This window comes from Streptomyces sp. NPDC006624 (genome assembly GCF_040611555.1).
Taxonomy (GTDB): Bacteria; Actinomycetota; Actinomycetes; order Streptomycetales; family Streptomycetaceae; genus Streptomyces.
The window spans coordinates 302,574-325,925 of the sequence record NZ_JBEXOM010000004.1 but is presented as its reverse complement, the minus strand read 5'-3'; the positions used below and the strand labels follow the sequence as shown (position 1 = coordinate 325,925).

The following is a 23,352-nucleotide window of genomic DNA, read 5'->3' as shown; positions in this document are numbered from 1 at the left end:
GGTCAGTCCCGCACCAGGGGGGCGCCCGCGTCCCGCCAGGCGATGACGCCGCCGGCCAGACTGCGCACGTCCGGATGGCCCATGCGGGTCAGCAGCGCCGCGTACCGGGCGGACTGCTCGCCCACCGGGCACGCCAGCAGCACCGGCCGGCTCCGGCTGAACGGCAGCCCGCCCCGCACGAGTTCGGCGAACATCTCGTCGACGATGTTGACCGACCCGTCGATGTGCAGCGCCGCGTACGCGTACGGGCTGCGCAGGTCGACCACCAGCGGCCCGTCGGTGTCGATCCAGCGCCGGGCCTCGGCCACCGTGACCGACGGCGCCTGCGCGACCTCGGTGTCGGACAGGTCGGCCGGGGAGTTCTTCCGGGGCGGCCGGCCCAGCAGGTCGGGTCGCCGCTGCCGGACGTAGCTCAGATAGCTCTCCACCCGGTCGCAGACGATGAACACCGCCGTCCGCCGCTCGGGCGACTCCTCGTCCGGGGCGCTCAACTCCTCGTCCAGAGCGCGCAGATGACGCACCGCCCCGAAGTAGGCCGCCCCTCCCGTCGGCCCGCCGAGGATGCCGCAGCGGCGGTTCAGCGTCAGCATCCCCTCGATCGCCTCGTCGGCGCTCACCGACTCCATCACGTCGTACGTCTCCGGGTCGAACAGGCCGACCTCCTGCACCTCGTCGATGGTGCGGATCCCGGGGATGAAGTCGGACTTGGCCGCGACCAGCCCGACCACCCGCACGGAGGGGTCCTCCTCGCGCAGCGACCGGGCCACGCCCGTGGAGGAGCCGGCCGTGCCCACGCACGCCACGAACCAGTCCGGGACCCGGCCGTCCAGGTCCTTCACGATCTCCGGGCCGGTGCCGGTCAGATGGGCCTCGGTGTTGCGCGGGTTGAAGTACTGGTCGGTGTGCAGATAGGCGCTGCCGGAGGCGGACAGCGTCCGGTGGAAGAGGGTCAGCGGGTCGTCCGTCGCGGTCGGGTCCAGGCACTCGCTCTGGCCCGGCAGCTCCTCGATCTCCGCGCCGAGCAGCAGCAGGAGGTCCTTGATCTCCGGGACCCGCATCCGGTTGGTGACGCTCTTGAAGCGCAGGCCGTGCATGCCGGCGACCACCGCCAGCGCCTTCGCCGTGTTGCCGCTGGACAGCTCCACGACCTGGCTGCCCTGCCGCACCGCCTCGGGCAGCAGCGGGCCCGCCATGCTCCAGGCCGCCCGGTCCTTGACCGAGCCGAAGGGGTTGAGCATCTCCAGCTTGGCGTACAGGTCGATGTGGCGCAGACCGTGCACGGCCGGGTCGATCCGCACCAGCGGGGTGTTGCCTATCGCCTCGGTGACGCTGTCGTACCTCACTGAACTCCCCCCGAGGGCGTGATCGGCCAGAACTGCTCGTCGAGGCACCACCGCCAGCGGTCGCCGTCCTGCCAGGCGGCGACCTTGCGGGCGGCGGGCAGGTGCTGGGCGCCCGTGGCGTGGAAGTCCATCGCGTACCCGGCGGTGTTGGCGAAGACCAGCAGGTCGCCGGGGGCCGGGCGGCGCGGCAGGAACACCGTGCGCCGGGTGATCAGGTCGCTCTCCAGGCACAGGCTGCCGAAGAGGTGCACGGCGACGGGCCCGTCGTCCGGCCCACCTCCGCCTCCGCCTCTCGGGACGAGCACCGGGTCCATCAGCACGCCGTGGTCCTCCAGGGCGATGTCGTCGGCCTTCGCGGCCAGCCGTACCAGCAGCGCGCCGCCGGACGGCGGGCTGCGGACCTCCAGCACGCGGGCCAGCGTCAGCCCGCACTGGTCCAGCAGCGCACGGCCTGGCTCGGTGTGCAGGTCGTAGAGGTGCTCCAGCAGCAGCGCGGCCAGAGGGCGGCCGCCGAGGGAGGGGGCGGGCTGGGACAGCAGCTCGTCCAGGTAGGCGGCGCCGGCGACGGACCGGTGGGCGGGGTAGAGGCCGAGCGTGCCGCGCAGGGTGCCGGAGTCGTTGCGCAGCCCGTAGCCGTGCCCGCCCCACGTCAGCGGCGGGCGACGGCCCAGCACCGCCGAGGTCAGCTCGCTCGTGTACGTGTCCCACTGCTCCCGCTCGGCGAGGTAGCTGATGCCGAACCCGCCCCCCACGTCCACCGCGCGGGGCCGCAACCCCCGGCTCCGGCAGGCCTCCAGGGCCGCCAGGCACCCTTCCAGGGCGGTCGCCTTCTCCACGACGCTCGTGGTGTCCAGATGGAAGGCGACCCCGGTCAGATCGACCGCGTCGGCGTGCCGCTCGACCGCCTCCAGCAGCGGCTCCACCTCCCGCACCGGCGTGCCGAAACGGCTGCGCCGGCTCAGCACCCGCACCCCCGACGCCTCGAACCCCGACAGCCGCAGCAGGACCGGAACCCGGTCGAGCGTGTACTTGCGCACCAGCGCGGCGAGCTGGTCGAGTTCGCCCGGGCCGTCGACGCTGACCGTGACGCCCGTGCGGGCCGCCAGCCACAGGAACTCCGGGTTCTTCGGACCCGTGGCCGTGATCCGGCCGGCCGGGAAACCGGCGCCCAGCGCGTGCTGCAGCTCGCCCAGCGACGCGACGTCCACCCCCGCGTCCGTGGCCGCGAGCCGGCGCAGCAGCGCACTGGACCGGTTGGCCTTGTGGGCGTAGAAGACCTGCCCCGGCAAGTGGTGCGCGCGGTACACCGACCGGAACCGCTCCACGTTCTCCGCGATCTGGTCCGGCACCACCACGTGCAGCGGCGAACCGAGCGCGTCGGTGAGCGAGTGCACCGTCTCCGTCGCCGCCACGAGCGACCTCAGCCGTGGCTCCAGCCGCGGTTCGAGATACAAGGGCCGGCCGGCCATGCGCGCTCCTCCCCTGAAGCCGCTGCGCCCGGCATCCGGGCCCGTCGGAAACTCCCCGCGTTACGCCGTATAGCCCATATCCATTCTTCGGTCGCTTTACGCCCTGTACGGCCGCGTCCTGTTCCGCCCGGAGCGGGACGCCGACCGCGGACCGACCGGACGGAACGCGCCAGGGGGCGCGACCGCGGCCGTGGCCGCCCGAGCGGTCGGCACGGCCCGGAGCGAGGGACCACACCCCTGCGACCAGGGACGACGCCGTTCACGGCCCCTCGGCGGGCGGCGGTGCGGACACACCGGAGACAACCGGACGGCCACCGGGTCCCGGACCGCCTACGGGCCGCTCCGCCACCGTCCCCACAGCGTGCGGCGTCCAGTGTGCGCCCGCGCCCGGGTCCGCGCACCCCGCGCACCCCGTGCGCCCCACGCGCCCCGGCGGACGGTACGAAAGCGCCGTCACGGGTACCCGATGCCCCCGCGTGCGCGGCGGCGGGTGGCGTCCGCGGGCACCGTACGCCGCCGGTCCGCACCGCCGAGAGCGAGGAACCGCCATGCACAGCACCGCAGGGCCGCGCCCCAGCGCAGCGGCAGCCCCCGGCTCGCCCCTGCGGGGGCGCGTCGCCGTCGTCACGGGAGCCGCCCGGGGGATCGGCGAGGCCCTCGCACGGCGCCTGTCCGCCGCCGGCATGCACGTCGCGCTGCTCGGCCGCGAGGCACACACCCTGCACGCCGCCGCGTCGTCGCTCACCACCCCCAGCCTGTGCGTGGAGGCCGACGTCACCGACCAGGACGCACTCGACGAGGCCGCGCGGCAGGTGGCGGACCGCCTCGGCGACGCGTCCGTGGTCGTGGCCAACGCGGGCGTCGCCGCCGGCGGCCCCTTCCGGCTGACCGACGCGGACCTGTGGCGGCGCGTCGTCGACGTCAACCTGGTCGGCTCGGCCAACACCGCCCGCGCCTTCCTGCCCCAACTCGCCCGCACACGCGGCTACTTCCTGCAGGTCGCCTCCACCGCGGCCTTCGGGTCCGCGCCCATGATGAGCGCCTACTGCGCGTCCAAGGCGGGCGCGGAGTCCTTCGCCCAGGCCCTGCGCGGCGAGGTCGAACCCGACGGGATCGCGGTGGGCATCGCCTACCTGCACTGGACCGGCACCGACATGATCAACGACATCGACGACCACCCGGTGCTGCGCGCCCTGCGCAGCCACCAGCCCTGGTTCGCCCGCCGGGTGCACAGCCCCGACCAGGTCGCCGACTGGCTCGCCACCGGTGCCGAACGGCGCGCCGCGCACATCTACGCACCGCCCTGGCTGCGCTGGTGCCAGCCGCTGAGGCCGCTGTTCCCGGTCCTGGTCAGCCACGTCGCCCGCCGCGAGATGCGCCGCACACCGGCCGCCGACCTGGCGGCGGGCACGGGGGTGATGGGCGCGGGCGGGCGGGCTGACTGGGAGGCGTACACGTCGGTGGGGCGAGGCCGCACACCCCCGCCATCGCCGTAGCGCCACGCCCGGCCGGGGGGTCGACCGATTTCGATTTTTTACGTCGTCGGCGCGGCCCACTGCGGCCACCGTCCCCTTGCAGCGGTTGGGCGGACGCCCTCAGCGGTTGCGGCGGACGATCGAGGCGTTCAGCGCGGTCGCGAAACAGCACCAGGCCGCGTACGGCACGAGGGCCCGCGCCGCCGTGCGGTCGACGCGGGAGGTGCGCCGCAGCAGGTCGGCGTTGCTCAGATCGAGCAGCAGCGTGCCGGCCAGCCCGGCCCCGGGGCTGCGGCGGGCGAAGAAGAGCACGTTCCACCCCGCGTTCAGGGCGAGATTCGCCGCCAAGCTCCCCACGAGCGCCCTGCGCGCGGGCCCGGCCTCGACCCGGCCGAGCGCGTGTCCGGCCGCGTAGGCGATCGTCCCGTACAGAGGCGTCCAGACCGCGCCGAACGCCCAGGGCGGCGGCTGCCAGTCCGGCTTGCGCAGCGCGCGGTACCAGGCGCTGTCCGCGTCGACGGCACTGCCCCCGGCCACGGCGGCCGCTGCCACCGCCGCCGCGGCCGCACCGTAGCGCAGCCCGGCGCTGGGCCGGGGACGGTGGCTGATCGCCTCGGTGAGCCTCATGACCGACGAGTGCCCGTGCGGCCGCGTTCTTCACGCGTCCGCGCACCGGCCGGCTTTCCCCGTCAGATGTCCCGGAAGAGACCAGCGGACGCCGTGACCTGCCGCGATGACGGTCGTGCGTCGCCGACCTGCACGAATGGCCTTTCGACTGCTTCACGCTCGTACCCGTTGGTGTAGCCGGAAGTCCCAGAGAAGTCCCAGGGAACTCCGACTGTCCGTAGGAGCTCTCTCGGCTAGCGCAGGGCGTACGGGCGTGGTGTGGGCTGATGTCGTGCATCGGTGGTTCGCCCTGGATGAACGGCAACGCGCGCTCCTTGAACGGGTCGCGCCCAGTGAAGATGACGCGGCCGCGGAGCCGGGTGGCTGGCGGTCGGCTTATGCGACCGCGACCGTGGGCGGCAGGTGCTCTGGCGGGGGCGTGCGAGGTCATCGAGGCCGGCCGCTTCTGCCTTCGGCATGGCCGTCATCCCGACGACTCGACGTTTGCAGGCAGTGGCGACCAGGCGGTGTCCGCCGACACGGCGCCTTCGGCGGCAAGCGCCGGGTGGCGCGGTTCCGCAGAACGGCCGAGGCGCACTCGATGCCTTACAGCGAACGGCCTGTGCCCACTGCAGCCGGTCGCAGGAGCCGCACGTCGAGGGAAATGCGTTTGCTTGCGGTCGGTGACCTTGGCGAAGGAGGTGAAGCAGCGCGCTTGATGCGAGCGGAGCAGCGAGAGCGGCCGGGTACCCATGTGCAACTCGATGCGGAATTCACCGGAAACTATCCCCCTGGTTCGATTGGATGGCACTGCCAGCAGAGGCTTCTGGCAGGCGCAGGGCTGTGCACGAACGAGGGGGAACAGCCATGACATCGATGTGGGTTGCCGCGGAGTGCGACCGATTCAGGTCGGCCGTAATCGCCCTGACCCGGCGGCGAGTCGAGATCTACAGGGACGCGGGCGAGACATGGCGGTTCGCCGAGAGCCTCAAGTCCGTGAGCGAGGACACCGCCCAGGAGTACGAGGGCCGCACGATCCTCGAACTCGTCCAGAACGGCCATGACGCACTCGGTCAAGCCGCCCCGGGAAGGATCGCCGTCCTGGCGGTCACCCGTGAGGACGGCGGCGTCCTCTACGTCGCCAACGAGGGGGCCGTTTTCGCTGAGAAGAACTTCCGCGCCATCACCGAGCTGGCCCTGTCCAGTAAGACGGCGGGTGAGGGGATCGGCAACAAGGGCCTCGGTTTCCGCAGCGTGCTGCAACTGACGGACTGGCCGGAGATCTACTCGAAGTCCTCACCCGACTCCCAGGTATTCGACGGCTATTGCTTCCGCTTCGCCAGGCCCAAGGACGTGCGCACCCTGGTGGACGACCCGGCACTCGCGGCCCGGGTGATCGAGGACATCTCCCCGCTGGCACTACCGGTACCGGCCGACGTCACCGACCCCGTGCTCAAGGAATTCGCCGAGGACGGGTACTCCACGGTCGTACGGCTGCCGCTGCGCGACCGGCACGCCTGGGGACTCGCCGTGGCGCAGGCCGAGGGCGTGGTGAACGGCGAGGCGCCGCTCCTGCTCTTCCTCGACCGGGTGGCCGAACTCCTCGTCGAGGTGCGTGACGGCCCCGACACCGCTTTCCGGCAGGCCCTCTCGCGTACGGAGCGCACATCGGACCTGGTCACCGCAAGCGACGACGATTGGGTGCGGGAGGTCGATCTCGCCGGGGCGGGCCGTTACCTGCTGGCGCGTCGCACTCTCGATCCCGAGGCCCTGAAAGGAGCGATCAGCCGCAGCGTCCAGGCGCGCGAGATCGACGCCGCCTGGGAGAACTGGGACGCCGAGGCATGGGTGGCGGTCGCGCTGCGCCTCGACGTACCGCTCCCCAACGGCCGCATGTACACCTTCCTGCCGATGGCTGAGGGCGTCCACGCCCCGTTCCCTGGCCACGCCCATGCCCCGTTCTTCACCAGACTGGCCCGCCTCGACATCAGCGAGACGGTAGCCCTGAACGCCTTCCTCCTCGACCAGCTCGCGGTACTGACGGTGGAACTGAGCAGGCGTATCCGCTCGGAGGCCCCGCACCTTCTCGCCGCGGACCTCGTGCTTGACCTCATGTGCTGGGACGTACCGGACCGGCTCGAAGCGGCCCTGGACGGGAGGCTCGCCGCCGAACCGATCGTGCCCCTGCACGGCAGGGAGGCGTGGGGCTCGTTGCAGGACTCCTATGGATGGCCCGACGGCAAGCGCTCCTGGCGGGTAGTCACCACCGAGGCACTCACCAGGGCCGGAGCCGACCTGCTGACCCCGTTTGTCGGCCCTGTCCGCCACACGCGTCTGGACAAGCTGTGCCGAGCCGTCCTCTCCAGGCCCTTCCGTCCGTCGGCGCTGCTGGCCGCCGAGTGGGCCGAGATCGTCGCCCGGTCACTGCTCAGCGGTACGGAACCGGCAGGACAGGTATGGGCGGACTTCTACAGCGACCTGTCCCATGCGTTCGCCCGGGACCAAGGCGTGTTGCGGGGCCGACGCATCATCCTCGACCAGGACATGCGGCTGAGAAGCGCCCTCGGCGGCGGGACCGAGTCCGGTAGGCAGGACGCGACCGTCTTCTTCCACCCCGAGCCCGACGACATCACGGACGGCGCCGCCGCCACCCGGGTCCCGGGTGATCTCAAGGCACTCAGACGCCGTATCTCATTCACTCACCCGGCGATCGCCTGGGACAGCGCCGGGCGCGGATTCCTCGAGCGTAACGAGTTGGTGCGTCCCTACCAACTGGACCGCGTCTTCGACGCACTGGACGACCTGCTCTCCGGCCACCCTTCGGAGGCGCTCGGCCGCGACGCCCTTACTTTCGCCTTCCGGCAGTACCCGCTGCTCACCCAGGCCCAGCGCCAGCGGCTGGCCCGCATTCCCTTCCGGCTGCCGCTGGCTGACACTGGCCGGTGGGGCCGGGCCGCACGCTGCTCCTTCTCACCCACCTGGGGCACCGAAGGAGCGCGGCGGCTGGAGCGGTTCCTCGCCGAGGGAGGATCCCGGATCCCCGCGCTGGCCGCGCAGCGGGACCAGTGGATCAGTGGCCCAGACGACTGGCCGGCGCCGGTGCGAGACCGGGCGGCCTACACCGAGTTCCTGGAATCTCTCGGTGTGTGCGACGGCCTGAGGCCGGGGGCCGTCGGGGAGCGACTCGAAGCCCGCCAGGGACACGAACTGCGGCTCATGGGACTCGCCACGGGCTTCGGGTTGGGGGATGCGCTCACCGACGCCTGGTGTGCCGATGTCAGAAGCGGGTGGACCAGATTTCAGCACCCTTACACGCTCTACGAGTTCACCCACCCGCCTGCCCACCTGGCGGGAGCGACCGAGGTGGCCGGGCTCGGCCCCGCCGCCCGGCGTGAGTTCGCCGAGCTGTTGGTGCACGGACTGCGCACCTGGGGTGAGGAGGTCTTCACGGTCACCGTGCACAGGCCCACCTACTCCTTCAAGGACGCGCACACCTGGCCCACTCCTCTCGCCTCCTACCTCCGAGGCATGGCCTGGCTGCCCGTGGAGGAGCCGGATGGCCCGTCCTTCGTCGCACCCCAGCGGGCGTGGTTCAGCATCGACGGTGAACTCCCGGCCTTCGTGCCCGCGTTGCCCTTGTCGACGCGCCGTCTGCTCACCGACAGGGGTGTCGTCGAGCGGATGCTCCGGCTCGGCCTGCGCAGGTGGGACGATCCGCAGCACGCCGGGGCGGCGGTGAAACAGCTCGCTGACGTGCTCGACAAGGGCGACGTGCCCGAGTACCTCAGCGTCTCCTTCAAACGGCACTACGAACGGGCGTGGTCGAACATCGTGCGGACCGGTCAGTGGCCCTGGGCGCCCGATGAGGTGGCCCGTCTCGTGGTCAGCCGCACCAACGTGCTCGGCACCTTCAGCCCGTCGTCCGAGGAGGTGCCGGTCATCGTCTGCGACGAGGCGGATCCACTGAAGGAAGCGCTCATCGAGCCGGCAGGGCATCCTGTCCTCGTTGCCCCGGCGGAGTCCGGTGACGCCGTCGTCCGCCTGGCCGAGGCGAACGGGCTGAGGACGCAGCGCACGTCGGCCACCCACGTGCAGGTACGTCATCGTGGCGGGGCCTCCATCACGCCGTCGGGTCAGGCGGCGGTGTTCATCCGGGGGCGGGAGTGGTTGGTCACCGTGGTCGCGCTGGCCATGGAGCTCAAGTCCGGGGCGTTCGTGCGCCGCAGCGAGCGCGGTGTCCGTGCCGCGCTCGAACGACTTCGCGCTTTCCGCGTCGTACACGCCGACGATGTGGAGATCACCGTCTCCGGGACGCCGGCCGAACCGCCGTCGTCGACGCGAGCCCTGCCGCTGCCGGACCACGACAACCCCACGGTGGTCGTCTGGAGAAGCGACGAGGGTTGGGACGAGCTACAGGCGGCGACGCCCGCCGTCGCGCAGCTGCTGGACAGGCCGTGGTTGCAGGATGCGCTGGAACTGGTCCTCGTCAAACTCGAGCGGGCCTTCGGCGGTGGCAACCCGACGCTCGTCGACGACGGCGTCCTCGCCGCGGCTCTGGACACGACCGAGGCCAAGGTCGCCGAGATCCGGCGCAACCTCACCGGTGACGTGCAGGACACGGTGCGACTGCTCCGCCCGGTGCTGGCATGCCTGGCCGCCGACGCATGGAGCGAGGAGGCCGCCCACCTCCTCGGTCGTGCGGCCGGCGAGCGAGAACTTGTCGGGATCATGGACCGGCTCGCGCCCGGTCTGCCGCTGCCATCGGCCGAGCTGGTGGCCCTGGCCCGCTCCTGCACGAAACCGGCGGAGCTCAGGGACGAACTGGGACTCGACTTCCAGCAGTTCAACGCTGCATTGGTCGCCCTCGGGTATTCACCGGAGTACTACCCCGACCGCCACGAACAGGTCTTCGGTGACTTCGTACGTGCTCGCTTCGGAATCCTCCTCGACCGACTCCGCGAGCGATACGCCGTCGCCGCTCAGCAGGGTGAGGACATCTCCAGCTACGCCGCGGCCCGCGGTCTCCACGACCTTCAGCCGGACCCGGACTGGCTTCCCCGATTCATCACCCCGCCCGAGGATGCGATGCGCGACAGGGTGCGGGAATGGCTCCGGGCGCACGGAGCCGACGACGACCTCGAGCGGCCCACCGAACTCGAGGCCGTCGACCGGCTCCGGGAACACAACACGGCCGCACTGGACGCGCTCGTGCCGGCGCTGCCCCCACTGGTGACCGCCTGGTGCCGCCGTCACGGCGTCCAGGTGCCCGCGGGGTGGCACGGGGCGGTGCTGTTGGAATGCAGGAGTTTCATCGACGGAACCGGGCTGGGTGACCTGCTGCCGCTGAGCGAGGGCAGTCTGCTCGACGCGGTGGGACGCGCCGTGGGATGGCCTGCCGGAATGCCTCACTCCGCGGACCCTGCAGCGCTGGGCCTCACCGACAACGACTTCGCGCAGACGGCGACGCGCGCCCGGGATTCCGTTGTCTCCACCACCGTCGCTCCGCGCACGATCGCCATTGGGGATGCCGAGGTCAGGGTCGGAAGCGACCAGTTCGCCACCATCGCGGACATCGCATCGAAAACCATCGACGAGGCCTTCCTCGCCCAGTCGGGCAGGGTGCGCCTGGACACCGTGGCGGGTGTGCCCCGGCCACGAAGTGGAGGCGGACCCTCCGTCAAGCCGCGCATCGTCGTCGCAAAGACGAAGCGGACCACCGAGGACCAGCGCTCCGCCATCGGCCTCGTCGGGGAGGTGGCCGCGCGCGCCTGGCTTCAGCGCCACTACGCCGACGTGCGGTGGACCTCGGGTTACGCGGCCGTCGTCAACGGCGACGACGAGGCGTCCGACTCCCTGGGCTACGACTTCGAGGTCACCTGGCGTGACACCACCCGGCTGTACGAGGTGAAGGCACTGAGCGACCGGTGCGCCGAGCGGGTGGAGTTCGAACTCGCACCGTCCGAGGTGGAGGCGGCCCGACGCCATGGCCGGGGCAACCGCTACCGCATCCTGTTGATCACCTCGGCCCTGGTCCCGGAGGAGCGCCGCGTCTTCGACCTGCCGAACCCGTTCTCCGCCCAGGGGCGTGACCGCTTCAGGATGGTCAGCCGGGGGGTGCGGTATCAGTGCTCGCCCTTGGGGAGGGGGTAGCGCGTCCGATCCGCAGGGTGTGAGGCGGCCTTGCTCCACCGTGCTCATGAATCGTCATGAGCACGGGGTTGGAACTTGTAGATGTCGTACGACAGGGGCGACCCGCGGCTGCCGAGCGACCACGGCGGGGAAGTGGAAACCCGGAGGGCGGTGGCAAGGCCCGCGTCATTGGACGTTCGAGAAGCGTGTCGGCTCCGCCAGAACGGCGCCGGCACCGTCGAAGTCGGCGAGCCGCGCCGACAGGGTGGCCACGGCCAGCCACTGGGGGAGCGCCGCCGAGAACTTCAGACCACGCACTGCCCGCTGGTCGACATCGGGCAGGACGAGTGTCGGCCCGGCTGGTACGGCGTCCAACGCGGCGCGCCACATGTCCGGGCTCAGGTCCTCCCGCAGCCGCAGGTAGCAGTCCGTGGGCCGCTGAACCGGGTCCGCGACCGACGACAGTGTCGCGCCCAGCGTCGCGTTGGCCCGGTACCCCGCCCACGTCCACCATCGGACCTCGTTCCCGCGTCGTGCGATCAGCGTCCCGCCGGGGTGGACAAGGTGGGGGGCGTCCTCGTCACGCAACTCCTGGAGGCAGACCTGGGCTCGTGGGGTGAGCGAGACGTGCGGGTCGGCGCCCAGGAGGACGTCGCGCATGGCCCGGGTCAGCGCGTACGACAGTCCGGCGATCGCGCCTCCGGACCATTTGGCGATACCACCGCCTTCGACCGGCTCGACGAAGACCCGCTTGCGCCCCCAGTCGATGAACGTCACCTGCCAGCTGCGGCCTGCCAGCAGCAGCCGACGCGGACCCTGGCGTTCCTCGGTGAGGACGGACGGATCCATCCGTCCGATCTCGGTGCGGCCGGACAGGACGGTGAACTGCGGTGGTGCGGTGAAGGACGCGGTCAGCTCGATGAAGTGGCGCCGTCCGAAACGGCGTTCCGCCTCGGGGCCGATAAACAGCATGCCCCCGTCGGTGTCGAGGAAGCCTTCGTCCGTCAGATGGCGGAGGATCGGAGTGGCTGAACGGTCGAAGGGCGCCAGGTCGTTCCACTGCTCGGGCCATGTCTGATCGCCCAGCTTGTGCTCCTGCAGCGCGGCGGCCAGCAGTTGCTGCGCGACGAGGTGTCGTGGCTCGGGTGGTGCGACGACCGGTTCGACCCAGCCGCGTCCCCACAGGAGCAGCAACGCGGCGGCCTGCAACAGGGTGTCCTTCTGGGTGGCCAGGAACAGGCAGTTCCGGGTGCTTCCGGCGCGGCGCCCCGTCCGGCCGATGCGCTGGAGGAACGAGGCGACGGTCCCAGGAGCGTCGATCTGGATGACTCGGTCGAGGTCACCGACGTCGATGCCCAGTTCCAGGGTGGACGTGGCCACGATGACGCAGTCACGCGCCTCGGCGAACGCCTGCTCGGACCGGGCCCGTTCGTCGGCCGAGAGGGACGCGTGGGAGAGGAACACGGTGACGTCGCGTGCCCGCAGCGCCGCGCCCAGTTCCTCGACCTGCCGCCGGGAGTCGCAGAACACCAGTCGCTTCTCACCCTTGTGCAGGGCCGCGACGACCTTGGCGGCATTGGACAGGGAGCCGACGTAGTCGAGTTCGACCTCCCCCGGCGGAGGACCGGTCGTGTCGCTCGCAGGCACTCCAGCTGCTCCCGTCCGCGAGTACGCCGTGAGGTCCGGGGCGACGACTCGGCCCGGACGCCGGCCGGCACCGGACCCCTGCAGCCAGGTGAGCAGATGCCGTGGATTGCCGACCGTCGCCGACAGCCCGATCCGCTGAATGGGACGCTCGGTGACCCGTTGGAGGCGTTCGAGGACCGCGAGGAGGTGCCAGCCCCGGTCGTCGCCCGCGAAGGCGTGCACCTCGTCGGCGACGACGGCCCGGACACCGCCCAGCAGGTGCGCGTGATCCGTCTTCACGCCGATGAGCATCGCTTCCAGCGACTCGGGTGTCGTCAGCAGGATGTCCGGCCTGTCGGTACGGATGCGTTGACGCTGTGACTCCTGCGTGTCCCCGTGCCACAGGGCCGCACGCCGGCCCAGCCATTGCGCGTAACCGTCGACGCGGGGCACCAGGTTGTTGAGGAGCGCCTTGAGCGGGCAGAGGTAGAGGACCGAGATGCCGGTCCAGCTCTGCGCGGACATGGCCGACAGGATCGGCAGGCAGGCCGCCTCGGTCTTGCCGCCCGCGGTGGGAGCGAGCAGCACGACGTCCTCGCCGTCCATCACGGGGTCGATCGCGGCCCGCTGCAGCGGCCGCAGATCCGGCCAGCCGAGTGTGTTCACAACGTGGTGCAGGATGACGGGGTCGAGCCGCTCGACGGGGTCCGCGGGTGGCGCCATCACAGCTCCAGATCGATGTCGCCGGCCGATGTCGATGCGGATGCGTATGCGGTCAGGTTCCTTTCGACGTCGGTGAGTTCCTTGCTGTCCACGGTCAGGCGGTAGTGCTGCCGCGGGTCGAAGTCCGGGAACTGGTCGATGCGGTCGAGCACGTCTCCGATCAGCTTCTTGAGGAAGAGCCGGGGTGCCACGCCGACCTTCCCTCCGAGGGCTCCGCCCACCGCACGGGCGAGGTCGGCGATGTACGTGTCGTCGGCCAGTGTTTCGATCCGGCCGGGTGCGTCGGCCCCGGAGGCGTAGAGATCGCGGATGGTCACCCCGAGCCCGGTCAGCGACTCCAGGGTGAATCCCGGCAGGCGCACTTGGACCGCACGCGGGTTGTCGAAGCGCGGGTCGGTGGTGAAGTCGGTGGCGAGGCGCTGGGCGAGCGGTGGGAGCCGCTGCACGCCCTGCTGGCCGTCGTAGAAGGCGGGGGTTCCGGTGATGACCAGGTAGATGCCGGGGAACCGTCCGGAGTGGACTTCGTCGATCAGCTGCCGGAGCGCGTTGAGTGCCTTGTCGCGGGCGTCCGACCGCACTCTCTGCAGGGTTTCCACCTCGTCCAGCACGACGAACAGTCCCCGGTGGCCGGAGTCCCGCAGGACGGTGAGCAGCCCCTGCAGGAAGCCCAGGGCGCCGAAGTGGTCGAGGTCGCCACGCACTCCCGCCGCTCGACGGGCCGCTGCCGCCACGTGGGGCTGGCCGCCGAGCCAGGCGAGGACGGCCGCCGCCGTCGCTTCGTCGCCGTCGGCCAGCGCGGAACGGTATCCGCGCAGCGCCGCCGCGAAGGACGGGGCGTGCCGTGACACCTCGGTCAGGCGGGCGGCCAGCAACTGCTCCACCGCGCCGCTCAGGTCATCCTCGTCAGCTCCTGCCGCGAGGGCGTCCTCCTCCAGGGCGTAGAACCAGGCGTCCACGACGGGTCGCAGCGCGCTCGGAGGGAAGCTCGTCGTGGCCAGCCGTTCGGTGAGGCGACGGTAGACGGTCTCCAGTCTGTGCAGCGGCGTTTCCGTCTCCGAGACCTGGATCTCGGAGACGGCGAAGTTGCGCTGCTTGGCGCGTTCCCCGAGCCATCGGGTGAAGAACGTCTTGCCGGAGCCGTACTCGCCGCGCACGGCCTTGAAGACCGAGGCGCCGGAGGCGACCGCGTCGAGTTCCGCGTCGAGGGCGGACTCGAAACGGCCCAGTCCGGTGGCGAGGAGATCCAGGCCGCTCTCGGGCACGGCACCGCGGCGCAGCGCGTCGATGGCGGTGCGCCGCCGGGCGGCGGAGACGGGAGAGGGACGAGGGTCGATCACCTGCCCATTCTCCCATCCCCGCCCGGCCGCGGGCCCGCGCGCTGCAATCACCTGCGGTGGAGGCTGCCGTATCCCAGCTCAGTCGTGAGGTAGGTGACGAAGTCACTGCTCTTCGCAGTTTTATCGGGACCCGACCGCTGCCGCTGCTGGTAAGTGTCGAAGTGTTCCTGGAGCGACGTCCACAGCGACCGTAGGCGCGCGGGATTGGGGAAGACGTCCTCCCGGGCGGCGTTGTTCAGGGCTTCCGGCTTGCTGAAGATGCGGCCCACGAGGTCGACGGCGCCGAGCATGGCCAGGTGGAAGCGGAGGTTGGTGTGCAGCGACCGGGAGACGGGATCCGACGACGCCTGAAGGAACTCGTCCGCCTGGCGCTGCGCCTTGGCCAGCCACAGGTAGACGGCGAGTTCCGTCTTGTCCGAGAAGACGCGCCGGTAGTCCACGTCCGACTTCAGCAGGCTCGACGGACGGGCTCGGGCGTAGTCGGGCCGTCCCAGCGCCATCGCCATCACGGACTGGGCCAGCAGGGGGATGCTGACGATACGGTCGGTCGGCTTGCCCTGGTTGCGGTAGAAGTTCTTGCGCCGGTCGTAGAACCAGTCGTGTTCCAGAAAGTACGACTCGATCTGCCGCTGGATGTCGTCCGTGGCCCGCAGGGAGGCGACGGGCACGCTGGTCTGCCGGTTGGTGGCGCGGATGACGGAGTCACGGGCGGCCTGGTCCACGGTGACGAGGATGCGCACCTGCACCAGTCTGTCGAACACCGAGTCGGCAGGGTCGGTCACGTAACGGTCGCGCAGCGTCTCGTGCAGGGTGTAGGAGGTCTGCAGGCCGTTGACGATCTGGACGTCGGAGAGACTGAGCCGCTTGCCCACCGAGGTCGCCTGCGAGCACACGATGGTGATGCCGTTGTTGAGCCACCAGAACTCGGGCGCCTCCGGGTTCTGCAGGGAGCTTGTGATCTCCCGGTTCACCTCGACGTTGCCCTGGTAGTCGCGGACGTTCCAGTCGAAGATGTGGGACTTGATCGCCCCGGTCTCGTCGCTGAGGAAGTCGATGTACTCACCCAGGCCGACGAGCGCGATGTGGCTGGTGCCGTGGGTGATGCTCTCCCGGTAGGGGAGTTCCAGGGTGTACGAGGGAAGGGTGCTGGCACGCTTCCAGAGCTCCGCGGGGCCCAGGAACTCGACCTCGCCGTTGGAGATGGCGAAGGCGCTGGAGAACTGGCTCTCAAGGATCTTGGCCTTCGCCTGCACCTTGGGGTGCACCTCGCTCGCCGAGCCGCGTGTCACGTACGAGAATTTGATCAACACGGTGGGATGGCGGGTGAGGAGCTTCTTCAGGGCTTCCCTGAAGAGGCGGAAGCGGGCGAGGAGGTCCTCGCTGTACAGCAGGCCGACGGTGGCCTCGTCGGCCTCCATGTCCAGAAGGTTCTTACAGGTGGACGCCACCTTGTCGATGGCGACCTCGGAGAAGCCGGGGCTGGTCTTCGCCTGGACGAGCCAGAGCGTCAGCTGGGTTCCCTGCTCCACGTTCGCGACGGCGGACTGCTGCTGGAAGATCTCACTGTCCTCGTGCAGAAGACGCCCGCCGAGGAAGACGTAGGCCCCGTCGATGCCGCCGTCGTCCGCGCCGCCGATCACACCGCCTTCGATCTCCTCCTCGGAAAGGCCGAAGCCGTGCAGGGCGTGTTCACTGGCGAACCGCTCGAACTCCGCGTCGAACGAGAGAGGGACGGCGCGGGCGTTGCGCCGTTCCTCGATCATCTGGTTGATCAACACACGGTCGTTGGCGCTCATGGCTCCCGGCTCATCGGTATGGGATACGGCTGACCGTTCGTCAGCCCAGGTCGAACTGCATGCGGAGCAAGGCGAGATCGAGGCGGACGGTCCTGCCGTCCGGCAGCGTCTCCAGGACCTGCACTCCGTCGTAGTTGAGCAACTGGCGCAGGATCGCGGCGAACCCGTCGGCGCGGGTGGCCGGGTAGGACACACGCTGGGCGAGTGCCGTCACCGGAAGCGTGCCTCCAGCCTCGATCAGAGCCCGGATCGCGCCTTCCACCTTCTCCATCGGTGGTCTGCGCGCGAGCAGGCCGATCTGCCCCTGGAACGTCTCCGAGGCGAAGAGGGCTGTGACAAGGGCGTCGTCCGGGCTCACCGCGGCGGTGGTCACCAGAGTTCCGTCGTCCTCGGGCGAGGGGACCACGGCGACGTCGAACAACGCGTCGTGGGTGCGGGCGAGACGGGCCTGGGCCTTGGTCGGCCGCTGCCGGGCGGCCCGTTCGCCGGGGGCGGTGCGTTCGGGCGGGGCTGGGACGGCGTGCCGGGGAGTCGGGTCGTCCAGTGACCACCACGCCGGCCGCTGGTCGCCCAACTCGCGCCAGGACGAGGGAGGGGACGCTCCGAACGGCAGAAAGGCCAGGACGGGGATGGTGAACTCGGCCAGCGAGGCTCCGCCGTGGTAGCCGGCCTTGCGGGCGGTGTACCGGGAGTCGGCGTCCCAGAGGGCGACGATCGAGCCGCCCGGTTCCGGGGCGACCACGCGCGTGCCGTGCAGCTCCACCTCGGCAGGTCCCACCTCGCCCCCGGGCTCGCGATGGCGGGCGGACAGCGGTGAGCCGGTCTCCACCTTGGCACCGTGCCGGTCGACGACGTGTCCGTGGTCGCTGGTGATCACCACCGCCATGCCCTGCGAGGCGGCGATCCGCAGCAGGTCCGGCAGGCCCGGGATGTGCTCGGCCCGCCAGGCGCCGTCGCCCAGTTTCTGCTCCTTGGCCAGCCGGTCGTCGATCGCGTTGAGGACGACCGCCACATGCGTACGGCCGTCCATGAGCGCTTCGGTGAGCGCGGACCCGAAGGTGTCCCCGGCGCTGTCGGCCCGCAGGTCGTCCTTGTGGAACACGGCGGCGGGCGCCCCGCTCCACAGGGGCAGGGCGGGGAACAGCTGCGCCTCGTCCTTCTGCGAGCCCCGCATCAGCCTTCCCGCGAACAGCGACGTGCGCGAGACGGAGGTGAGGGTGGGCAGCGCCGCGGCCATGGCGCGACGCCGCGGAGCGCCCTCCGCGGCCAGGGGGTCGAACTCGGCCCAGGAGGAGCGCAGTTCCTCCGCCAGCTCGGTGGCGATGGCCGCGCTCATCCCGTCCAGGACGATCAGGAGCACGCGCCGGTCGTCGGCGTCCCGCACGACCGGCTTCACCACCCGCTCCAGGAACGTCTCCACCGTCAGCATGCCGCCGGGATCGGTGCCGGCCGCGGTCCAGGTCGCCAGGGTGCGGGCGAAGTCGCGGTCGATCCCGTGCCGCTGTCGGCGCACGCGCGCGGCCAGTGCGTCGTAGGCGGTCCTCAGCCGGTCGTCGGGGTCGCCGCCCGCTTCGATGTGCTCCACAGCGCGGTCGACCCAGGCGGTCTCCTCCATGTGGCGACTGATGGCCGCGCCGACGTGCGACACCTCGGCCGCCGGGTCGGTGGCCAGCCACTGAACGAGCCGCTGACCCATCCGGGCCCGTTCGATCCGGGCCCGCACCTCCGGCCCGTCGGCCCGCCGGTGCTCGCTCAGGGAACGGACGGCCGCGTCCAACCCTTCCGGGTCGCCGGCCGCGAGGGCCTCTCCGACCGTGGTGAACCTGGCGTCCAGGCCGGCCGGCAGCAGGGGACTGGTCCGGGCGGCTGCCTCGGCCCCGAACTGCCGGACCAGCGCCGAAGCGCGCTCCAGCACCGTGTCGCTCGTCCGGCGGGCCTCGCGAGCCTCCTCCGACACCGGGCTGCCGTCCCGCTTCGCCCCGGCGAGCAGCGTGCCGACGTAGTCCTCCGTGGCCCGGCCGAAGGCGGCGACCATGGCGTCGAGCTGTTCGCCCCGCATCGGGGGGCGGTCTCCGAACCATCGCTCCGCGCGGCCGCGCGCCGTGTATACGGCCGCGTCCGGCTCGGCATGGCACCACAGGGCCGCGCACAGCAGTCCGAAGGCCACCGCGTCCGGCCCGTGCTCGGCCTCGACCAGGGCGAGCAGGGCGCGTCCCGCGAGGCCGGCCTGGTCCTCCTCCCCGAGGAAATCCGCCAGGCCCGCGCGTTCGGGGCCGCGCAGCGCCAACAGCCGCTCCGGCCCCCCGGGGATCAAGGACCAGCCCAGCAGGGTGTGGGTGTCGAGCCGGTCGGCGGACGTGGCGTTGTCCTGGCGGGCCGTCTCGTCCTCGTACCGTCCCAGTCGCAGGCGGCGCAGCGCGAGCGCGGTCAGGGCGGTGCCACGGGAGAGCATGCCGCCGCCGAGCCGGGGCCAGCCCCCTCCCGGGGGCGCCGCCTCCAGGAGGGCCTCCGCGGCCCACTTGTCGTCCTTGAGCCTCGGGTCGACCTGATGGGCGCCGAAGGCGTCCCGTACGACATCCCAGGTGTCCACCGTGTCCACGCGCTGTTTGTGGGCGCGGGCCAGGATGGCGGGGTCCAGCTCGTTCTGCTCGCGGTCGGTGAGGACGACGAGCACGGCGGGTCCGGTGGCCGTTTCCGACAGGTGACCGAGCACCAGCTCGTGCACGGCGAGCGGGGAGGGCGCCGCCGCGATGCGGGCGGACTGCCCGTCGCCCCAGGAGTGTTCGGCCGGGCCGTCCCACCGGGGTGCGGAGCGCAGCAGCACGGCCCGTCGCCGGTCCCGGCCGGCCAGGGCGTCGGCCAGCGAGGTCTGGGCGGACAGGTACTGGGTGAGGGTGGCGAGGTTCAGCCGCACCGCCATCGCGCCGGTCGTCGCTGTGCTCATCCTTCGACGACCTGCCAGGTGATCTCGACCGTGGCGCCCGGTTCCCGGGCGGCCAGCTCCGCGATCTCCGCCTGGAGTTCGGCCACGGCCCTGGCGGCGGTCGTCCGCCCGCCGCCGGAGCGCTTCACCCGGCCCGGCGTGGACGGGCGCGTGCCGGGCGACTGCTCGGGCACGGGCGGGTGGCTGGACGGTGTGTCGAGAGGGACGTCACTCGGACGCGGGGCCGGGGGCGCGGGCGGCGCGGGCGGTGTCGCGCGGTTCCGCTTGACCAGGGCCAGCACCTCGCGCTGGGTCCGGGCCAGCGCCTCCTTGAGGTCGTTGGTCCGTTGGTCGCTCTGGGCGGCGTTGCGCAGGGAATCCAGCAGGGCCTCGCCCTCGGGGCCTTCCGAGGTGGCCAGGTCGAGCGTGGTCCACGACGTCGAGTCCAGTGCCTGCGCCACGGCTCGGGCCTGCTTGACCGAGGTCCCGAACCGGTCCGCGCCGACCTCGCCGAAGTCGAAGGCGGCCAGCGACTCGACGGTCTTCCTGGCGCCGGCGGCGCCCTGACCTGCGGACCGCGTCAGCTCCCGCAGCAGGTCGACGGCGCGGCGCGCGACGGCGAGGCGGCCGTTCTCGGCGGTCTCGTCGAGGCGGAGGAACCCGGCGTGCCGCTCCAACTGCGTCACCAGCTCCCGGGCGGCCTCCTGGTGGGCGCCCGCCTGCTGGACGATCTGCCGGGCGAGCTGGTTCACCATGCGGCCGCGCCGCAGGGTGGGGGCCGTTTCGCCGAACAGCGCCGTGAACCGCTGCCGGGCGGCCGACCAGTCCTCCTCCGAGGGCAGCGGCTGGCTGCGCAGCGCGTCGTGGTCCTTGATCTCGTTCAGCGCGGGCGCGGGGTCGAGCGGCGTGCCCGCGCGCACCCACACCCGGTCGTCCATCTCGGCGAACGAGGCCACCACCAGCCGGGCGAGGAAGCCCGGCAGACCGCGCGGCGCGGGCCGGTCGGTCCAGTCGGTCAGCGTGATCAGGCTGAGGTCGCCGGTGACGCCCTGCTCGCGGGCCAACTGCCGGAAGTGGTCCGCCCAGTAGTGCGACAGCTCGAAGTACGCCTCCTTCTGCTGCCCGAGCCGCAGCGGGGTCGCGACCCGCCGCATCAGGTTCCGGTCGGCGGCGGGCACCTCGGCGCGTCCGTCACGGGCCTCGGCGGCGGCCTGGACGTGCGTGAACACCTTCTTCACGTCGGCGGGCCTGACCACCGTGCCGTTCCCGTCGGGGTCCAGGTCCGGATGGTCGGGGAACTGGCTCACGAGCAGCCGGCTCGCGATGTGCCGGACGCCGTCGCGCAGCGACTGGCCGAACGACAGGGTCAGGCCGTCGACCTCACGCAGCGACTCCAAGTGGTCGGAGAAGCCGAGTTCCACGTCGGTGGCCTTCTTGTCGGCCAGGCCGTACGCCTGCTTGAAGGCGGCCTTGACGTTCTTGAGTAGCGACTCGCGCTGGGTCTCCAGGAGGCCCTTGGCGCGGGCCCGGTTGTCGGGGCTCAGGTGGCCGGCGTACTGGCCGTCGAACCGCCGGCTGTCGGAGAGGGCCTTGTCGATGACGACGAGACGGCGGAAGTCGGCGTAGCGCTGGCTGGAGAGGTGGGTGGGCAGCCAGGCGACGGTCCGGGACGGCTCGCCCTGCCGCTCGCGCAGGCGCCGCATCCGGTTGGCGTCCTCGACGGCTCCGTACTCGCTGTCGTCGAAGGGCAGGTCGATCACGAGCCGCCAGAGTCCGTCCTGCTGGGGCATGAGGTCGTGGTCGGGCAGCTCGTCCTCGTCGGCGACGTTGCCGAAGACCACCTCGACGCTGCGCTCGGTGCCCCGCCACACGAACTGCAGCTGGTCGACCAACTGGCCCTGGACGATGCCGAGCTCCTCGACGAGGATGCGCCGGGCGAGGGCCTGGCGGTTGCCGGGGTTGTCGTTGACGTTGGCGTTGGCGATCACCGAGTCGACGTCGACGCCGGACAGTTCGAGCCGGACGCCCGGGTTGGCCTCGGTGCCGGTCTCCTTGATCTCGGGGAATCGGCCCGCCCACTCGGCGATCTTGTTCTTCAGGATGCCGTACTCGCGCCCCGGGATCGGGGCCACGACCGAGCCGTAGTTCAGCGCGGACAGGCGGCGGACCGTCAGGTCGGACAGGGCGGGGACGCTGGGGGCGAGCGCCGACAGCAGCAGCGTGCCGATGATCCGGTTGTCCCCGGTGAACTGCTTGATCCGGGTGCGCAGCGCGGGGTCGGTGATGCTGTCGGGACGGTTCGCGTACTGCTCTATGTCCTCCTCGGACACGTTGTGCGTGAGGAGGAGGTAGGGCCGCAGCTTGGTCCGGTACAGCTTGTCCGCGGCCTCGAAGACCACCTTCAGGCTGTCGGTGAACGGCTTGTCGCCGCCCGCCGTGATCAGCGGGTACAGGTCACCGACCGGGATCAGATCGCCCAGCCGCAGCTCGGCGCGGTGGTCGGCGAGCAGCTGGCCCATCAGCTTCATGCCGGTCCGGTTGCGCTGCAGCGCGGAGGACACGTGCACGAGGGTGTCCATGAACGCCGGCGAGAACGGGTACGTCAGCCGGAAGCTCTCCTCGTCCGCGCCGACCCCGTCCGCCCCGCGGTCGGACCCCAGGAGCGTGTCCCACACCTCCTGGCGGATCTTGCGGGTCTTGTCGAACTCCGCCTCGATGAGGGCGGCGGCCTCCGCGTCCTTGGGCTTGAGCAGTCGGGCGTGGGCGACCTGGGGGAGGTTGCGGTCCTCCAGAGTGATCTTGTCGAAGCGTCCGGAGGCCAGGTTGAGCGTGTCCTGGATGGACGCCTCGGCCGCCCCGGAGACCTCTTCGCCGACCAGCTCGCGCAGGTCGCGCTGACGGGCGATGAAGGAGATGACCGGGATGGCGCGGCGGGCGTCGCCGCCCTCCACGAAGTTGGTGATCTTGCCAGCTTCCCGGGCCACGAACTTCTGGTCGTGGATGAGGGTGGCCAGCCACAGGATCAGCTCGTCCATGAACAGGATCAGCCCGTCGTAGCCGAGTGACTTGGCGTGCTCGGCGATCACGGACAGGCCGGCGTCCAGCGAGACGAACCCGTGCTCGTCCTCGGCGGCGTTCTTCGCGAAGCCGGGCAGCAGGTGAGTGCTCGCGTCCTGGACGAGACGCGCCCGCAGCTCGGCGGGTGTGGACGGACTGACCAGGTTGAGCGCCTGCCCGCCCTCGTGGACCTCCTCGGCGGCCAGCGCGGTGTCGAGCAGCGCGGGCGCCCAGCCGAACGCCTCGCCCCACTCGTCCTCGTCGTCCGTCCCGCCGCCGTCCGGCGAGGTGAGCCCGGCGATGACGGCCGCGTCGCCCATCCGGGACCGCATCGCCCGGATGTCCTCGAACAGCGCGTCCGTCCGGTACACCTGCGGCGTCGGCGCCTCGGGGTGCAGCTTCTTGACGTGGCTGACGTATCCGCCGAGGACCCGCTGCTCCAGCGCCTTCGCCCCGAGCATGTGGTACGGCACGAGCAGGAACCGCTTGCCCTCCGTGCCGAGCCACTCGTGCTTGGTGAGCACCGGGTCGAGGTCCGTCCGGGAGCGGGCTGCCGGGCTGCCACTGAGCAGCGCGTGCAGCACGGCCATGAAGTGCGACTTACCGGAACCGAACGAGCCGTGCAGGTAGGCCGCCTTCGACGTGTGCCCGTCGAGCGCGGCCTTGATCAGTCCCAGCGCCTCGTCGAAGTTCTCCAGCAGCCGCTCCGTGACCACGTAGTCCCGCAGGGCGCGCTCGGCGCCCTCGGGGGTCGTCGCCTCCGAGAGCTGGAGGACGAAGTCCGACGTGGAGATGGACTCCTTGATGTCGATGACATCGCGGAGCAGGGGCGGCTGCTGGGCCATGAACGATCACTCTCCGACGGGCG

General features: G+C 71.4%; 10 protein-coding genes. 2 read left to right on the top strand and 8 right to left on the bottom strand.

The window, feature by feature from the left end; all coding sequences use genetic code 11:
• Nucleotides 1-2 precede the first annotated feature (2 nt).
• Nucleotides 3-1,343: a pyridoxal-phosphate dependent enzyme gene (locus ABZY20_RS10280; RefSeq protein WP_356439360.1), complete on the bottom strand. Its 1,341-nt coding sequence runs from the start codon at nucleotides 1,341-1,343 to the stop codon at nucleotides 3-5.
• Nucleotides 1,340-2,812, bottom strand: a complete 1,473-nt coding sequence (locus ABZY20_RS10275) for a Y4yA family PLP-dependent enzyme (RefSeq protein WP_356439357.1) — start codon at nucleotides 2,810-2,812, stop codon at nucleotides 1,340-1,342. The genes ABZY20_RS10280 and ABZY20_RS10275 overlap by 4 nt, the downstream gene beginning before the upstream one ends.
• 548 nt (nucleotides 2,813-3,360) lie before the next feature.
• On the opposite strand from ABZY20_RS10275, the gene ABZY20_RS10270 reads away from it, so the two are divergent.
• Nucleotides 3,361-4,308, top strand: coding sequence for an SDR family oxidoreductase (locus tag ABZY20_RS10270; protein ID WP_356439355.1), 948 nt, complete (start codon nucleotides 3,361-3,363; stop codon nucleotides 4,306-4,308).
• A gap of 99 nt (nucleotides 4,309-4,407) precedes the next feature.
• Here the strand turns inward: ABZY20_RS10270 and ABZY20_RS10265 are convergent, their stop codons facing one another.
• A complete protein-coding gene (locus tag ABZY20_RS10265; RefSeq protein ID WP_356439352.1) occupies nucleotides 4,408-4,914 on the bottom strand; it encodes a TspO/MBR family protein in 507 nt (168 codons plus the stop codon).
• Nucleotides 4,915-5,889: 975 nt separating this feature from the next.
• Between ABZY20_RS10265 and ABZY20_RS10260 the strand changes: the two genes are divergently transcribed.
• Nucleotides 5,890-11,043, top strand: a complete 5,154-nt coding sequence (locus ABZY20_RS10260; protein ID WP_356439349.1) for a hypothetical protein — start codon at nucleotides 5,890-5,892, stop codon at nucleotides 11,041-11,043.
• 165 nt (nucleotides 11,044-11,208) lie between these two features.
• Here ABZY20_RS10260 and ABZY20_RS10255 read toward each other — a convergent pair whose 3' ends face one another.
• The 5 genes from ABZY20_RS10255 to ABZY20_RS10235 are packed head-to-tail and all read right to left on the bottom strand — an operon-like array spanning nucleotide 11,209 to nucleotide 23,329.
• Entirely contained in the window at nucleotides 11,209-13,371 is a 2,163-nt protein-coding gene (locus tag ABZY20_RS10255; RefSeq protein WP_356439347.1) for a DEAD/DEAH box helicase, read from the bottom strand.
• Complete coding sequence (gene brxD / locus ABZY20_RS10250; protein WP_356439344.1) at nucleotides 13,371-14,708, bottom strand: BREX system ATP-binding protein BrxD; 1,338 nt, start codon at nucleotides 14,706-14,708, stop codon at nucleotides 13,371-13,373. The genes ABZY20_RS10255 and brxD overlap by 1 nt, the downstream gene beginning before the upstream one ends.
• 47 nt (nucleotides 14,709-14,755) lie before the next feature.
• The gene (locus tag ABZY20_RS10245; RefSeq protein WP_356439341.1) at nucleotides 14,756-16,504 is read right to left on the bottom strand and encodes an AIPR family protein; all 1,749 of its coding nucleotides are present in this window, start codon (nucleotides 16,502-16,504) and stop codon (nucleotides 14,756-14,758) included.
• Nucleotides 16,505-16,544: 40 nt separating this feature from the next.
• The gene (gene pglZ, locus ABZY20_RS10240; protein WP_356439339.1) at nucleotides 16,545-19,448 is read right to left on the bottom strand and encodes a BREX-2 system phosphatase PglZ; all 2,904 of its coding nucleotides are present in this window, start codon (nucleotides 19,446-19,448) and stop codon (nucleotides 16,545-16,547) included.
• The gene (locus ABZY20_RS10235; RefSeq protein ID WP_356439337.1) at nucleotides 19,445-23,329 is read right to left on the bottom strand and encodes a phage resistance protein; all 3,885 of its coding nucleotides are present in this window, start codon (nucleotides 23,327-23,329) and stop codon (nucleotides 19,445-19,447) included. The genes pglZ and ABZY20_RS10235 overlap by 4 nt, the downstream gene beginning before the upstream one ends.
• Nucleotides 23,330-23,352: the final 23 nt, after the last annotated feature.

What these genes read in the sequence shown, in the direction of transcription:
- ABZY20_RS10275 (WP_356439357.1), bottom strand. Translation starts at nt 2,812, where the DNA reads ATGGCCGGCCGGCCCTTGTATCTCGAACCGCGGCTGGAGCCACGGCTG.
- ABZY20_RS10270 (WP_356439355.1), top strand. Translation starts at nt 3,361, where the DNA reads ATGCACAGCACCGCAGGGCCGCGCCCCAGCGCAGCGGCAGCCCCCGGC.
- ABZY20_RS10265 (WP_356439352.1), bottom strand. Translation starts at nt 4,914, where the DNA reads ATGAGGCTCACCGAGGCGATCAGCCACCGTCCCCGGCCCAGCGCCGGG.
- ABZY20_RS10255 (WP_356439347.1), bottom strand. Translation starts at nt 13,371, where the DNA reads ATGGCGCCACCCGCGGACCCCGTCGAGCGGCTCGACCCCGTCATCCTG.
- ABZY20_RS10245 (WP_356439341.1), bottom strand. Translation starts at nt 16,504, where the DNA reads ATGAGCGCCAACGACCGTGTGTTGATCAACCAGATGATCGAGGAACGG.
- pglZ (WP_356439339.1), bottom strand. Translation starts at nt 19,448, where the DNA reads ATGAGCACAGCGACGACCGGCGCGATGGCGGTGCGGCTGAACCTCGCC.
- ABZY20_RS10235 (WP_356439337.1), bottom strand. Translation starts at nt 23,329, where the DNA reads ATGGCCCAGCAGCCGCCCCTGCTCCGCGATGTCATCGACATCAAGGAG.